12 protein-coding genes are annotated in these 14,349 nt (G+C 62.0%); 5 read left to right on the plus strand and 7 right to left on the minus strand.

Annotated features, from left to right (window positions below):
• The first annotated feature begins 70 nt into the window (after positions 1-70).
• The 5 genes from Q1B40_RS19530 to Q1B40_RS19550 all read left to right on the plus strand — a co-directional run bounded on the left by Q1B40_RS19530 (position 71) and on the right by Q1B40_RS19550 (position 8,187).
• The gene (locus Q1B40_RS19530; RefSeq protein ID WP_299818135.1) at positions 71-1,333 is read left to right on the plus strand and encodes an imelysin family protein; all 1,263 of its coding nucleotides are present in this window, start codon (positions 71-73) and stop codon (positions 1,331-1,333) included.
• Positions 1,334-1,420: 87 nt separating this feature from the next.
• Entirely contained in the window at positions 1,421-2,944 is a 1,524-nt protein-coding gene (locus Q1B40_RS19535) for a di-heme oxidoredictase family protein (protein WP_299818137.1), read from the plus strand.
• Entirely contained in the window at positions 2,944-4,017 is a 1,074-nt protein-coding gene (locus Q1B40_RS19540) for an imelysin family protein (protein ID WP_299818140.1), read from the plus strand. Before Q1B40_RS19535 ends, Q1B40_RS19540 begins: the two co-directional genes overlap by 1 nt.
• A 6-nt stretch (positions 4,018-4,023) precedes the next feature.
• Complete coding sequence (locus tag Q1B40_RS19545; RefSeq protein WP_299818143.1) at positions 4,024-5,187, plus strand: DUF1513 domain-containing protein; 1,164 nt, start codon at positions 4,024-4,026, stop codon at positions 5,185-5,187.
• A gap of 111 nt (positions 5,188-5,298) precedes the next feature.
• On the plus strand, positions 5,299-8,187 hold the full coding sequence (locus tag Q1B40_RS19550) for an AsmA family protein (RefSeq protein WP_299818146.1): 2,889 nt from the start codon (positions 5,299-5,301) through the stop codon (positions 8,185-8,187).
• Positions 8,188-8,209: 22 nt separating this feature from the next.
• On the opposite strand, the gene phnN is transcribed toward Q1B40_RS19550, so the two are convergent.
• From phnN to Q1B40_RS19585, 7 genes are all read right to left on the minus strand, one after another.
• Positions 8,210-8,776, minus strand: coding sequence for a phosphonate metabolism protein/1,5-bisphosphokinase (PRPP-forming) PhnN (phnN, locus tag Q1B40_RS19555; protein ID WP_299818148.1), 567 nt, complete (start codon positions 8,774-8,776; stop codon positions 8,210-8,212).
• Entirely contained in the window at positions 8,769-9,914 is a 1,146-nt protein-coding gene (locus Q1B40_RS19560) for an alpha-D-ribose 1-methylphosphonate 5-triphosphate diphosphatase (protein ID WP_299818150.1), read from the minus strand. The genes phnN and Q1B40_RS19560 overlap by 8 nt, the downstream gene beginning before the upstream one ends.
• The gene (locus tag Q1B40_RS19565) at positions 9,911-10,660 is read right to left on the minus strand and encodes a DUF1045 domain-containing protein (RefSeq protein ID WP_299818152.1); all 750 of its coding nucleotides are present in this window, start codon (positions 10,658-10,660) and stop codon (positions 9,911-9,913) included. Before Q1B40_RS19565 ends, Q1B40_RS19560 begins: the two co-directional genes overlap by 4 nt.
• 127 nt (positions 10,661-10,787) lie before the next feature.
• On the minus strand, positions 10,788-11,492 hold the full coding sequence (gene phnL / locus Q1B40_RS19570) for a phosphonate C-P lyase system protein PhnL (RefSeq protein ID WP_299818155.1): 705 nt from the start codon (positions 11,490-11,492) through the stop codon (positions 10,788-10,790).
• Between the two features lie 12 nt (positions 11,493-11,504).
• Positions 11,505-12,293 carry a phosphonate C-P lyase system protein PhnK gene (phnK, locus tag Q1B40_RS19575; protein WP_299818158.1) on the minus strand — a complete coding sequence of 263 codons (789 nt, stop codon included), beginning with the start codon at positions 12,291-12,293 and terminating at the stop codon, positions 11,505-11,507.
• Positions 12,290-13,231 carry an alpha-D-ribose 1-methylphosphonate 5-phosphate C-P-lyase PhnJ gene (locus tag Q1B40_RS19580; protein WP_299818161.1) on the minus strand — a complete coding sequence of 314 codons (942 nt, stop codon included), beginning with the start codon at positions 13,229-13,231 and terminating at the stop codon, positions 12,290-12,292. The genes phnK and Q1B40_RS19580 overlap by 4 nt, the downstream gene beginning before the upstream one ends.
• Positions 13,228-14,349 (minus strand): carbon-phosphorus lyase complex subunit PhnI, encoded by a 1,122-nt coding sequence (locus tag Q1B40_RS19585; RefSeq protein ID WP_299818163.1) that lies wholly within the window; start codon positions 14,347-14,349, stop codon positions 13,228-13,230. The genes Q1B40_RS19580 and Q1B40_RS19585 overlap by 4 nt, the downstream gene beginning before the upstream one ends.

Consider the following 14,349-nt stretch of genomic DNA (forward strand, 5'->3'; position numbering starts at 1 on the left):
AAATCATATCAGTTTCCGCCCGTGGGCCGACATTTACTGCCGCGGGCGGCGTTTAAATCGGGATGGACAAATGAATTCTTTCAAACTCGGCCTTCTGGCTGCCACCTCTCTCTTCGTCACCCCGGTATTGGCTGCGGGCCCCGCGGACGTCCTGTCGACCTACGGCGATATCGCCCAGGCGAAATACGAAGATTCCCTGGAAAGTGCCAAGACGCTCAAGGCCGCAATCGATACGCTGGTTGGCGAGCCGACCGAAGCCAATCTGACGGCTGCACGCGCCGCCTGGATCGAAGCCCGCAATCCTTACCAGCAGACCGAAGCCTACCGCTTCGGGAATGCCATCGTGGATGACTGGGAAGGAAAGGTGAATGCCTGGCCGCTGGACGAGGGTCTGATCGACTATGTCGACACATCCTACGGGGAAGATTCCGAAGAGAACGTCTTCTACACCGCGAATGTCATCGCCAATCCGAGCCTGAAGGTTGGCGGCGAGACGATCGACGCCACCGTCATCACGCCTGAGCTGCTTGCCGAGACCCTTCAGGAAGCCGGCGAAGTGGAAGCGAATGTCGCGACCGGCTACCATGCCATCGAATTCCTTCTGTGGGGCCAGGACCTCAACGGTACCGATGCGGGTGCGGGCAGCCGTCCGGCAACGGACTTCGATCCGGCCAACTGCACCGGCGGTAACTGCGAGCGCCGCGTCCAGTATCTTCAGGCTGCGACCGACCTGCTGATTTCCGACCTTGAAGAAATGGTTTCGGCCTGGGCTCCGGACGGAGCGGCCCGTGAAGACCTTGCAGGCAAGGGTGAAGACGGCGGTCTGGCAACGATCCTGACCGGCATGGGGTCTCTCTCCTACGGAGAACTGGCTGGAGAACGCATCAAGCTCGGCCTGATGCTGCACGATCCGGAAGAAGAGCACGATTGCTTCTCCGACAACACGCATATGTCTCACTACAACGACGTGGTCGGCATCCGGAACGTCTATTTCGGCGAGTACAAGAGCCCGCTCGGCAATGATGTCTCCGGCGCTTCGCTGGCGGATCTGGTGGCCGAGAAGGATCCGGCCCTGGCGGAAGAGATGAAGGCAAAACTGGATGCCACGCTTGCCGCATTCGAGGCCATGAAGGCCCGCGCCGAAGCCGGCGAAGCCTATGACCAGATGATCGGCGAAGGCAATGACGAGGGCAACGCCGTCGTTCAGGCAGCCGTCGATGCCCTGGTCGATCAGACAGCGTCAATCGAGCGCGTTGTCAAAGTGCTCGAGCTGGACGAGATTGCCTTTGAAGGTTCCGACAGCCTGGACAATCCGACGGCTGTTTTCCAGTAAGAAATCAAGGGTCGGGCGGTGACGGTAACCGCCTGACCCGACACTTTCGCGGGAATGGGGGCCGCGGAAGAAAATCAGGATGCAAAAATGGGATTACTCCCGATACTGGGTGCCGCTGCTGCGGCGCTTGTCTGTTTTTCGGCCGGACCCCTGTCGGCGAAAGAGCCCCTGGCGCATCGGACCGACCTGACGGCGGCAGACCGCGCGAAGGTGGCAGACGTGCTTCGGCCGCCGGATGCATTCGACCGGCCCGAACGGTTCGAACCCATGCAGGGCGGGGCCGGAACCTCTACCCGCCAACCGGGGCGGGATGCCTATTCCCAGTCAAATGCCAATCTCAGCTTCGAAGAAGAACAGACCTTCAAGGTCGGCAACGGTCTTTTCAAGAAACTCTGGGCATCGTCGCCTTCCTCGACGCAGGCTTCCGACGGTCTCGGACCGCTGTTCAATGCCCGGTCCTGCCAGGGATGCCATCTGAAGGACGGGCGCGGCCGTCCGCCGCGGCCCGGAGAGGAAGCCGTTTCGCTTTTCCTGCGCCTTTCGGTTCCGCCGCAAACGGAAGAGCAGCGCCGGATGCTCGCGGCCGGAGAGATCCTGAGGGTTCCCGAACCCACCTACGGCGGCCAGTTCCAGACGTTCGCGGTCCCCGGACTTCAGGCGGAAGGGCGGTTCGATATCGAGCATGAGGATATCGAGGTGCCGCTGAACGGCGGCGAGACCGCCGTTCTTCAAAAGCCGATCTACAGGATCCGGGATCTCGGATACGGCGAGATGCACCCTGACACGATGATTTCACCGCGCGTTGCGCCGCCGATGATCGGTCTTGGTCTTCTGCAGGCAATCCATCCGGGCGATCTGGAAGCCCTTGCCGACCCGCAGGATCTCGACGGGGACGGAATTTCCGGCAGGATCAGTCGTGTTCCCGATCCGCATACCGGTGAACGCACCCTCGGCCGCTTCGGCTGGAAGGCGTCCAAGCCGACGATCCGTGCGCAATCCGCAGCGGCATTTTCTGGTGACATCGGCCTGAGTTCGCCTGACTTTCCGGACAATTACGGCGATTGCACAGCAGCCCAGACGGACTGCCGGGCGCTTCCACATGGCGAACAGGCCCGGCTCGGCGCGACGGAAACCCCCGATCCGGTGATGGATCTGGTGACGTTCTATTCTGAAAACCTGGCAGTGCCGGTGCGGCGCGATGTCGACGACCCGGATGTCCTGAGGGGCAAGCAGATCTTTCATGACGCAGGCTGCGCGTCCTGCCATCGACCGAAATACGTGACCAGCCGCGACGCGGAAAATCCGGCTCACAGGTTTCAGCTGATCTGGCCCTATACCGACCTGCTGCTGCACGACATGGGAGAGGGTCTGGCCGACGGGCGGCCCGTGGGCGATGCGCACGGGCGTGAATGGCGCACACCGCCGCTCTGGGGGATAGGTCTGACCCGGACCGTCAATGGTCATACGCGTTTTCTGCATGACGGACGGGCGCGCAACCTTCTTGAAGCGGTGTTGTGGCATGGCGGCGAAGCGACGCAGGCACGTGACGCCGTGATTGCGTTAAGTCCCGGGGACCGTCAGTCTCTGATCAGGTTTCTGGAGTCCTTGTGATGCGCCTTTGGGTTTTTCTTGCTGCCGCCGTCTTTTTTGCCACGCCGTCTCCGGCTGCGGATTTCAACCCGCCGCTGGAACGGCTGATTGCAAACTATATCCGTCCGGCCACTGCGGAATTTGCGGCATCGGTCGAGAAGCTGCCCGGCGCGGTGACAGGCATTTGCGCGGACAACAGGCCGGAGACGGCCGAGGCGTTCAGGTCAGCCTATTCCGGCAGCCTTCAGGCCTTTTCAAGAATTCAGTTTCTGAGGTTCGGTCCGCTTCTCGAAGATGACAGGCTCAGCCGGCTTGCCTTTCTTCCCGACCCGCGCGGCATCGTTCAGCGTCAGATCCGCAAGATCTACGCGCAAAAAGATCCGGGCGTCGGGTCCGCGGAAAGTCTGAAGGACAAGAGTGTTGCGGTTCAGGGGTTTCCGGCACTGCAGCTGATCGCCTTTGACAAGGACAGCGACGTGGTTCTCGGCCGGCCTGGCGCCGACAAGGATTACACGTGCGGCTATGCGCTGGCGATTGCCCTGAACCTTGCCGCGATTGCGGTCGAAGTTGATGCCGATTGGGCGGACCCGGATGGATATTCGGCGCTGTTGTTGTCGGGTGGACCGCAGAACGAGCGGTACAGGACGTCCCAGGAAGCGATGGAAGATGTTTTCAATGCGCTGGTCACCGGCCTGATCATCGTCCGTGACCAGGACCTTCTGCCGGCGCTTGGGGCCTCCGCGACCAAGGCCAAGGCGAACCGCCTGCCGTTTTCCCGATCCGGCAATTCCATCCTATATCTTTCGGGCGAATTGCAGAGCATCCAGAATGCGGTCGCCAGCCTCGGGCTGGAAGCCGTGACGCCGTCGGATTTTCAATGGATCTTCAATGCGCTCGGCTTCGAATTCGGGAACGCGCAGACGCTTTTGAGCGAATTGACCCCGCCGCTGCGGCAGACCTTTAAGGACGACGACGCTTATTCGCGGATATCGGTGCTGGCGATCACGGTGAAATCCATCCGGGACACCATGGCGCTCGAACTTGCCGGGGCGCTGGAACTTGCCGGTGGTTTCAACGCTCTGGACGGTGACTAGAATACGATGACCGAGGCAATCAGGACCGTTTCCAGAAGAGGTTTTCTTGCCGCCATGGGCAGTCTGGCGGCGGCGCCGGTCTTTTCCGGATCGACGCTTGCGGCAAGTCTTCTGAACCGGGAGGCCGCTGACGGTGTGCCGCTGTTCGCCAGCGCCTACCGGAAAGCCGATGGCGAATTCGGCGTCGGTATCGTGGACGAGCTTGGCCAGATGCTCGCAGAGATCGCGTTGCCGGGCCGGGGCCACGGCATCGCGGTTGCTCGGGACGGCTCCCGGTTCGTGGCCTTTGCAAGACGACCGGGAACCTTCGCTGTCGTGGTGAGGCCTTTCGAGGACGCCCAACCGGAGCTGATCACCTCCGATCCCGGCCGGCATTTCTACGGCCATGGATGTTTTTCGGCCGATGGCCGGCTGCTCTATGCGGTGGAGAACGATTTTGCCGCCGCACGCGGTGTTGTCGGCATCTACGATATGAGCGGCGGTGCAACACGGCGCATCGGCGAGTTCGAAACCAACGGCATCGGACCGCATGACATTCTTCTTGGACCGGATCATCGCACGCTGATCGTTGCCAACGGCGGAATCGAAACCCATCCGGATAATGGCCGCGAGAAGCTCAATCTCGATACAATGGCACCCTCCGTCGCGTTCATGGACAGCCACACCGGGGATATTCTTTCCCAGCATGGGCTGGAAAAGGATTTGCACCAGCTTTCGCTCCGCCACATGGCGCTGGATGCAAAAGGCCGGGTCTGGGTGGGCGGCCAGTTCGAAGGGTCGCCGGACGAGGTGCCGCCGCTGGTCGGGGTTTTTTCCCGCGATGCTGAGCCGGAAACGACCGTCATTCCAGAGGCTGTCGCTTCCGGCCTGCAGAATTATATCGGCTCGGTTGCCGCCAATGCGGGTGGTGACGTCATTGCGGCTTCGGCACCGCGCGGCGGGCAGACGCTGTTCTGGAGTGCGTCCTCAGGCGCATATCTCGGCGCGCGGGCGATCCCGGACGGCTGCGGTGTTGCCCGGATCGATCAGGGCAGCTTTCTGATTTCGGATGGAAACGGCGCGCTGTCCCTGGTGACAGACCCGGACGACCCGGCAGAAATACTCGCCCGGCCTCCAGGTATTTCCTGGGACAATCACCTGTTCAATCTCGCGAAAATCGACGCTGCGTAACAATTAGACGGCCTCAAACCCGCACTTTTCCTGCTTTTGTCAAATTCAACGGGCACTTTTGCGTTCTGATTGGTCTACATTGGGGCCGAATCGCGAATGGGAGACGTTGAAATGCGGCGGCTTTTGATCGGACTGGGCAGTCTGGTATTCATGTTTGTGACCATCATTCTGGTGGTTCCACTGTTCCTGCCCAAGGACGAAATCAAGCATCAGGTTGTCGAGGAAGTGGACAAACGCCTCGGCTGGCGTGTCCGTCTCGACGGGCCTGTGTCCCTCTCCCTGTTCCCGGGTTTTACCCTTTCTGCAGAAAATATCGGGCTTTCCGGTGAGGCAGGCGCGGACGGGATTGAGTTTGCCAAGGCTGAGCGGGTCGAGTTCGGGCTGGCCTGGGCCGGGCTGATCTCGGGCAATGTTCAGGTGACCGGCATTGCGCTGGTCAAGCCGGACATCTACCTGGAAATCGGCCCGGACGGCGCCACGAGCTGGGAGCCGCGCCGCGATCTCGAAGGCGAAACGGCGACGGCCGACGAGGAAACCGCTACGCCTCGCGTTGTCGAGAACGCCGGACAGGATACGTCCGTTGCCCAGGACAGCCAGCCTGAAAGCTCCTCGGAAGGTTATCTGAAAAGCATCGGCATCGACAGTCTGACAATTACCGGTGGAACGCTGACCTACAAGGATCAATCCACCGAACAACCGTTCAAGGTCGGTAATCTGGATCTTGAGTTGCAGGCTCCGGATCTTGGCGGTGATGCGGAACTTGCCGCGAGTTTTACATTGAAGGACATGCCGATCGATGTCGCCGGTACAGTGTCCGATCCCCTCGGCCTGAGTGCGGGCGAACAGAGGCCTGTTTCCCTGACGGTCTCTTCCGGCGAGAACACGGTGAAGGTTGCGGGCGAAGCGGGCCTGGATCCGCTGCGGGCGGAGCTGGCGCTTGACGGCGGCGGACCTTCGCTGAAGGCGCTTGCCGCGCTGGCGGGGCAGGAAATCGCCACCGATCTGGGCGCCTACAAACTGGACGCGAAGGTAAGCGGCAGCGAGGCGGCCGTTTCGGTCGCCGACCTTCATCTGATGCTGGGCCAGCTTTCCCTGGGCGGAGCCGCAGATGCGGATCTTTCCGGCCTGGTGCCGGAAGTTTCCGGCCGGCTTGTCCTGAAAGACGGATCGATATCTGACCTTCTGCTTCTGGCGGGACAGGATATGCCCGCCAGCGGCAAGTTGAGCGCGGATCTGGCGTTTGAAACTGTCGGCATGACCGGTGAGGAACTGGTGGCAGGTCTTGACCTCAACGGATCTGTCTCGATTGCCGAAGGCGAGATCGGCGGTCTCGGCCTGTCGTCCGCCATGGGCGGCGATCCTGAAGCCGACAGACTGACAAATCTCGCCATGGATGTGGAACTGCAGGGCCTTGAAAAGCCGATTGCCCTGAGTGGTGCCCTGTCCTGGCGCGGTGAAGCGTTCAGCCTGACGGGGCGGGCGGATACGGCGAAGTTGCTCGCAGGAAATGCCGCGCCGGTATCGGTGACCGTGAAGGGCAACCGGGTGAGCGCCGGGTTTGACGGCAAGGCGTCGACGTCAGGTGCGCTTGACGGTGCTGTGAACGTGGAAACCGCCGACCTGCGCGGACTGATGGCCTGGATGGGCCAGCCGATCGGTGCAGGAAACGGCCTGAAGACATTCAAGGCCTCCGGCATTTTCGGCATGCAGGGCGATACGCTGACATTCGAGGAAACACGCTTCACGCTGGATGCGACCTCCGGAGAGGCAAACGGCAAAATCCGGCTGGGCGGCAAGCCGAGCGTCACGGCGCGCCTTGCGCTCCGCGAACTGGTGCTCGATCCTTATCTGGGCGGATCGTCCGGGTCGGGTGGCGGTGCATCGGGGTCTTCCGGCAGCGGCCAGAGCAGTGGCAACGGCGGTAAAAAAGGCAGCACATCCGGCTGGAGTTCGGCGCAGATCGACTTTTCCGGCCTGCAGGCGGTGGATGCCGATTTTCAGCTCACGACCAGCGAAATCCGCTGGCACAAGATCAAGATCGACGAAAGTGCGCTGACGACCAAGATCAAGAACGGCGTCCTGACCGCCAATCTGGAGAAGCTCTCGCTCTATGGCGGCTCGGGAAGCGGAACGGTGACGCTGAACGGTGCATCGGACACGCCGCAGATCGCTGCCAAGGTGTCGCTCGCCAAGCTGAATGCCTATCCTCTGCTGCGTGACGCGGTGGATTTTGACTGGATCGAGGGCAAGGCGGCGATCAGCCTGGACGTGACCTCAAAGGGGGGAAGCGAACAGGCGCTTGTCCAGGGGTTGAACGGCACGGCAAGCTACCAGTTCGCCGACGGTGCGATCCGCGGCATCAACATTCCGCAAATGGTGCGGGGCCTGTCCCTCGAGACCCTGCTCGGCTGGCAGGAGGCTTCGTCCGCGAAAACCGATTTCAGCTCTCTCGGGGCGACGTTCCAGATCAAGAACGGTATCGCAACGACAACAGATCTTTCGCTGGTTGGCCCGCTGGTGCGCATGAGCGGCAAAGGCACGACCGACATGCCGAAGCAGACGCTTGCCTGGCGGGTGGAGCCGAAAATCGTGCCGACACTCGAAGGCCAGGCGCCGCAGCCGCGTCGCAAGGGCGAGGACAAGAAGCTCGCAGGGTTGGGTGTACCGATCGTGATCGAAGGATCCTGGAACGATCCGCGCATCTATCCGGATATCAAAGGCATTCTGGAAAACCCCGAAGCGGCCTACAAACAGTTGCAGAAATCCGGCGGTGAGCTGATTTCGATCCTTCAGGGCAAGAAAGACCCCTCCGAGGCGCTGGTCGATACGGCCAACAAGGCTATCGAGAAAGCAACGGGCGGCCGCACGCAGATTGATGTGCAGAAGGTTATCGAGGGCGACGTCAACGACGAGGAAATTCTGAAAGCCGTCGAGGAAGGCTTCGGTCTGCCGTCCGGCCTGCTTGGCAACGTGTTCGGGAACAAGAAAAAGAAGAATTGAGGACAGGGCGGGTCTGTTCGGATCAGAGATCCAGTGCCGTCATCATCTTCTCCACGGCATCTTCAACCGTGCCGGTGTTTTCGATACGGATGAGACTGGTGACATTTTCCGGTTCAAGGTCCGCACGTTCCAGCCGCTTGCGGATTTCGTCCCGGGTTTCGCGGCCGCGGGCAGCGAGGCGGTCGGCGAGGATTTCGACCGGAGCCGTGATCAGAAGCACGACGGCGTTTTCGTATTTCTGTTCGGCCTGCTTCAAGACCCGCCGCGAGCCGTTGGCAATGACGGTACCACCTGAGCGGATGATCTCGTCACAGGTCTTCGGGATGACGTAGCCGAGACCATGAGCTTCCCAGGCAAGCGCCACCTCTTTGGTGGCAACCAGATGCTCGAAGCCGGCCCGGTCCAGCGTGTCGTGGTCCTCAGCGTCTACATCCGCCTGCCGGGTAATTGCCCTGCGGGCGAAGTGCACATCGCTTCGGCTGCGGAGCCGATCCTTCAGCGCCGCCATCAACGTATCCTTGCCGGCTCCGCTCGGGCCGACGACCAGCACCATGCGACCGGGGCCGAGTTTGGCGGCGGCGTCAGGCAACGCGTCGTCCCTCGCGCCAGACGCCGCGTACGATGGGGACGTCACCGGCCAGCTTCACCTGAATGAGATCCGCTCTCAGTCCGGGCTGCAGCACACCGCGATCCTTCAGCCCAATGGCCCTTGCCGGGGTTGAGGTGACCATGGCGACAGCCTGTGGCAGGGAAATCGCCTCGACTTCATCGGCGAGCTGGAAAGCCGCCTGCACCAGCGACACCGGGACATAATCGGAAGACAGAACGTCGAGGCAGCCGGCTTCGGCCAGCTCTCTCGCGGAAACATTGCCGGAGTGGGACCCGCCGCGCACCACGTTCGGCGCCCCCATCAGCACGGCCATGCCGGCCTGATGCGACGCCCTGGCGGCCTCGACGGTGGTCGGAAATTCAGCGATTTTCGTGTGCAGACCGATCGCCTCGTCAACATGATCGCGGGTGGCATCGTCATGGCTGGCGATGGTGATGCCGCGCTTTTGCGCTATCGCGGACAGCTGCTTGCGGTTCTCCGGCGCCAGTCCGCTGGCGCGTTCCTTCCGCTGGCGGATGAACTCTTCCATTTCGGCGTCGGAAAAGCCCTTCTTGCCCTGGTAATAGATCTTGTAGGCGTCCAGCGAAACGAACTGGCGCTGCCCGGGGGTGTGGTCCATCAGGGAAATCAGCCGGATGCTTTCATCGTCCTTGAACACCTCGAAGGCTTCCAGGACGTCGGGGGCGGAGACCTCGCAGCGCAGGTGAATAAAGTGATCGGCCCTGAGGCGATTTTCCTTCTGACCGGTTTCGATGGCGTCGGCGAGAATGCGCATGTCCGGATAGCGCAGGTCCGCATCCTCATCCATGCCGACCCTGAGGGCGTCGAACACAGTGGTGATGCCCGCGCAGGCGATCTGCGCGTCATGAGCCTGGACGGCTGAAATGGCGTTCCAGCGGACTTTGGGACGCGGCGCGTAATGGGACTCAAGGTGATCGGTGTGCAGCTCGACGAGGCCCGGCAGCAGGTAATCGCCGTCACAATCGTGCCCGTCTGCCGTCGTCGGAGACCCGATTGTTTCGATCAATCCATTGCCGTCGAGCGAAAGAGACCCGTCGATGACTTCATCCGCAAGAACAAGCCTTGCGTTCCGGAAGACTTTCGGATGTGTGCTCATGCGTTCTCCTTGCGGGTCGAGCCGCCTGTCTGTTCTTCCGCAGCCCGGGGTGTGAGGGTGCCGGTCAGGGTGAAGATTTTCAGAACCTGAAACGGGCCACCGGCTTCCGGCTCGACATAAAGCCCGAACGTGTGGCAGGTGCGCGGCCTGCCGGTGAGTTCGGCGAAAAAGGATCGTGCAGCCTGTGCCAGTGCGTCCGCTTCCGTTTCGTTGTCGAGCTTGTTGGAAAGCGTCATGTGAAAGCGGAATTCGTCGAAAATATAGGGATAGCCCCAGTCGCTCAGATAGGCGTCCTGCCTAAGAGTAAGACCACTCTTGCGACGCCGCTCCAGGTCGGCAGAGCTCAGCGGGGCGCGAAACGGTTCGAAGGCGCGCAGGCACTGGGCGGCGAAGGCCTGCAGGTCCGGTTCGGAGCCGTTCGGGGTCAGGGCCAGGAACTTGCCGAGCCGGTTGACGTCGAGCCCCCGGATTTCGAATGGTGCGATCCGGCCCGCAAACGCCGCGCAGGCTTCCAGGAGAGTTGCTTCGTTTTCTCCCTCGCGGAGGAAGAACGGCGCTTTCAGGGTGCCGTGGAAGCCGTAACGGCGCGGGTCGGCGGTGAGTTCGCGAACAGTCTCGGGCGACAACCCGGCAATCTCCGGCTGCCGGAGGTCCTCACCCGAAAACGGATCGCGCCCGAGCCAGGCATTGCCGAGCTGCATCAGGCGGTCGTCGGCCTCTGCGGCGAAATAGATTGCGTAGCGCATGTCCGGAATCACGAACTCATGTTGGGGAAGGTCAAGACCTAAAGAGGGGCGGTGACTTTTCTGTGACAGTTTTGATCTGCTCGCAAGGCTTTCCTCGATTTCCTTTTCATTCACCTGACGGTTTGTTTCAGGCGGCAGCCTCCGAGCCGAATTTGGTGACGTCCACGATCCGGTCGGCAATCTGGTCGCGGACATCCTGATCGTGCAGGATGCCGACCATGGCGACGCCCTTGGCCTTCTTTTCCTCCACCAGCCGGACGACCACCGCCCGGTTGGCGGCGTCAAGCGAAGCGGTCGGCTCGTCCAGAAGCAGGATCGGATAATGAGCGATGAAGCCGCGGGCGATGTTGACCCGCTGCTGTTCGCCGCCGGAAAAGGTCGCCGGCGGCAGGGTCCACAGGCGTTCCGGAACGTTGAGCCGTGAAAGCAGGGCGCGGGCGACGTCCCGGCCTTCCGTCTCGCTTGTGCCTTGCGCGATCAGCGGCTCGGCGACCACATCCTCGGCGGAAACGCGCGGGATGGTGCGCAGGAACTGGCTGACATAGCCAATGGTGCTGTCACGCAGGCCGAGAATTTTGCGCGGTTCGGCGCCTGCCACGTTGATGATCTCGTCATCGATGGTGACCAGGATCTGGCCCTCGTCGCAGCGATAATTGCCGTAGATCATCTTCAGGATCGAGCTCTTGCCCGCACCGGAGGGGCCGCCAAGCACGACACACTCGCCGGCACTGACGGAAAATTCCACGTTTTCGACCACGGGAATGACGGCGCCGCCCTGCAGATGCATGGTGAAGGCCTTGCCGACATTGTTGAGGTAGAGACGGACTGGCATCTGAAGCCTCCTTTACACCTGGAGAATGGAAGAGACGAGAAGCTGGGTGTAGGGCTCGCGCGGATCGTCCAGCACCTGATCGGTCAAGCCGGCCTCGATGACATTGCCGTGGCGCATCACCATGATCCGGTGCGAGAGCAGCCGAGCAACGGCGAGATCGTGGGTGACGATCACCACCGACAGGCCGAGATCGGCGACCAGACGGCGCAGCAGATCCAGCAGGCGCGCCTGCACGGAGACGTCGAGCCCGCCGGTAGGTTCGTCCATGAAGACGAGCCGTGGCTGGGTGACGAGGTTGCGGGCGATCTGCAACCGCTGGCGCATGCCGCCGGAAAAGGAACGCGGATCGTCGTCGATCCGCTCGTTGTCGATCTCGACCCGGCCCAGCCAATCGTCGGCCGTGGAACGGATGTTGCCGTAGTGGCGCGCGCCGACCGCCATCAGGCGCTCGCCGACATTTGCCCCGGCGGAGACATTCATACGCAGGCCGTCGGCGGCGTTCTGGTGCACGAAGCCCCAGTCCGTGCGCATCAGCAGGCGGCGCTCTGCTTCGGTAAGCTGATAGAGATTGCGCATGGCGCCGTCGCGCATGCGGTATTCAATGGCGCCGGCCGTCGGCGCGAGACGGGTGGAGAGACAGTTGAGCAAGGTGGTCTTGCCGGAGCCGCTTTCCCCGACAATCGCCAGAACCTCTCCCGGCCAGAGGTCGAAGGAGACCTCCGAACAGCCGATGCGGTCGCCGTAGTAACGGGTAACATTGTGGACCTGCAGCAGCGGGTCTTCTGCGTGAAACAGGTTCATCGGACCGTCTCCCCGGTTTTGGTGTTGCCGACCCGCGCGGCAGCCGGATCCGCCGCCATCGGACCGAGATGACCGTCCGCACGGCGTTCTTCGCAATAGTCGCTGTCCGAGCAGACGAACATGCGCCCGCCCTTGTCATCGAGGATGACCTCGTCGAGATAGACGTTTTCCGCGCCGCAGAGGCCGCAGGGCTTGTCGAATTGCTGGATCTCGAAGGGATAATCCTCGAAATCGAGGCTCTTGACCTTGGTATAGGGCGGGATGGCGTAGATGCGTTTTTCCCGGCCCGCGCCATAGAGCTGTAGCGCGGCCATCCGGTCGATTTTCGGATTGTCGAATTTCGGCGTCGGCGAGGGGTCCATCACATAGCGGTCGTTGACCTTGACCGGATAGGCGTAGGTCGTGGCGATATGGCCGTTTTTGGCGATGTCCTCGTAGAGCTTCACATGCATGAGGCCGTAGTCTTCCAGCGCATGCATCTTGCGGGTTTCGGTTTCACGCGGTTCCAGATAGCGCAGGGGCTCGGGGATCGGCACCTGAAACACCAGGATCTGGTCCTCGCGCAGGGTCTTTTCCGGAATGCGGTGGCGGGTCTGGATGATGGTCGCCTCCGCCGTCTCGCAAGTCGTCCTGACCCCGGCGGTCTTTTCGAAAAAACCGCGCAGGGAGACGGCATTGGTTGTGTCGTCGGAGCCCTGGTCGATCATCTTCAGGCAATCGCTTTTGCCGAGGATCGCCGCCGTCACCTGGACACCGCCGGTTCCCCAGCCATAGGGCATCGGCATTTCGCGGGAGGCGAAAGGCACCTGGTAGCCGGGGATGGCGATGCCTTTCAGGATCGCGCGGCGGATCATGCGCTTGGTCTGTTCGTCCAGATAGGCGAAATTGTATTCGCCCTGCTCGTGGACGCTGTCCGGGATCTGTGCCGTATCGGTCATTGTGCGGCCTCCGGGGCGGCTTCGCCCTGTTCCTGCTGTTGGCGTTTTTCGAACCATTCGGCACGCATGCGGCGCACCAGGTCGAGCTCGGCCTGAAAATCAACGTAGTGGGGCAGCTTCAGGTGTTCGACGAAGCCGGTCGCCTGGATGTTGTCGGAGTGGGACAGGACAAATTCGACGTCCTGGGCCGGGGCCATCGGTTCCTCGCCCAGCTCCTGCCAGCGCAACGACCGGTCGACCATCGACATCGACATTGCCTTGCGTTCCGCCTGACCAAAGACAAGCCCGTATCCGCGTGTGAACGTCGGCGCGGCCTGGGCGGAGCCAGCGAACTGGTTGACCATCTGGCATTCGGTGACCTTGATGGTGCCGAGCGTGACCGCGAACCCGAGTTCCTCGGCGAAGAATTCCACCTCGATTTCGCCGTAACGGATCTCGCCGGCAAAAGGATGGGTGCGGCCATAACCGCGTTGGGTGGAATAGGCGAGCGCCAGCAGGAAGCCCTCGTCGCCACGGGCAAGGTTCTGCAGCCGCAGGTCGCGGTCGGCCGGAAAGGACAGCGGCTCGCGTGTCAGGTCGCCGACGGGCGTCTCCTCGTCGGAGACGGGATCCGGTTCCATCAAGCCTTCGTCGCCCAAGAGGTCGGTGACCCGCGGCATGGCCTGATCGTCGTTTTCCGCCATCTCGACAGGCTGCTCCGCGCCGTCATCTTCCGCCGCAAGGGCAAAATCCAGCAGGCGGTGGCTGTAATCGAAGGTCGGGCCCAGAACCTGGCCGCCGGGCAGATCCTTATAGGTGGCGGAGATCCGGCGCTCGACCAGCATGGCACCGGTGTCGACCGGCGTGCTGTAGCCGAAGCGTGGCAGTGTCGTGCGGTAGGCGCGCATCAGGAAGGCGGCCTCGATCAGATCGCCGCGCGCCTGCTTGATTGCCAGTGCGGCCAGCGTTTCGTCGTAGAGCGAACCTTCGCCCATCACCCGCGCGACCGAATGGGCTAGCTGCTGCGCGATCTGTTCCAGTGTCAGCGCGGGAACGGAGGTGTCGCCCCTGCGGCGCTTCGCCGTAAGCTTGTGGGCGTTGCGGATGGCCTTTTCACCACCCTTGACGGCAACATACAT

The organism is uncultured Roseibium sp. (assembly GCF_947496995.1).
In the GTDB taxonomy this organism is placed as follows: Bacteria; Pseudomonadota; Alphaproteobacteria; order Rhizobiales; family Stappiaceae; genus Roseibium.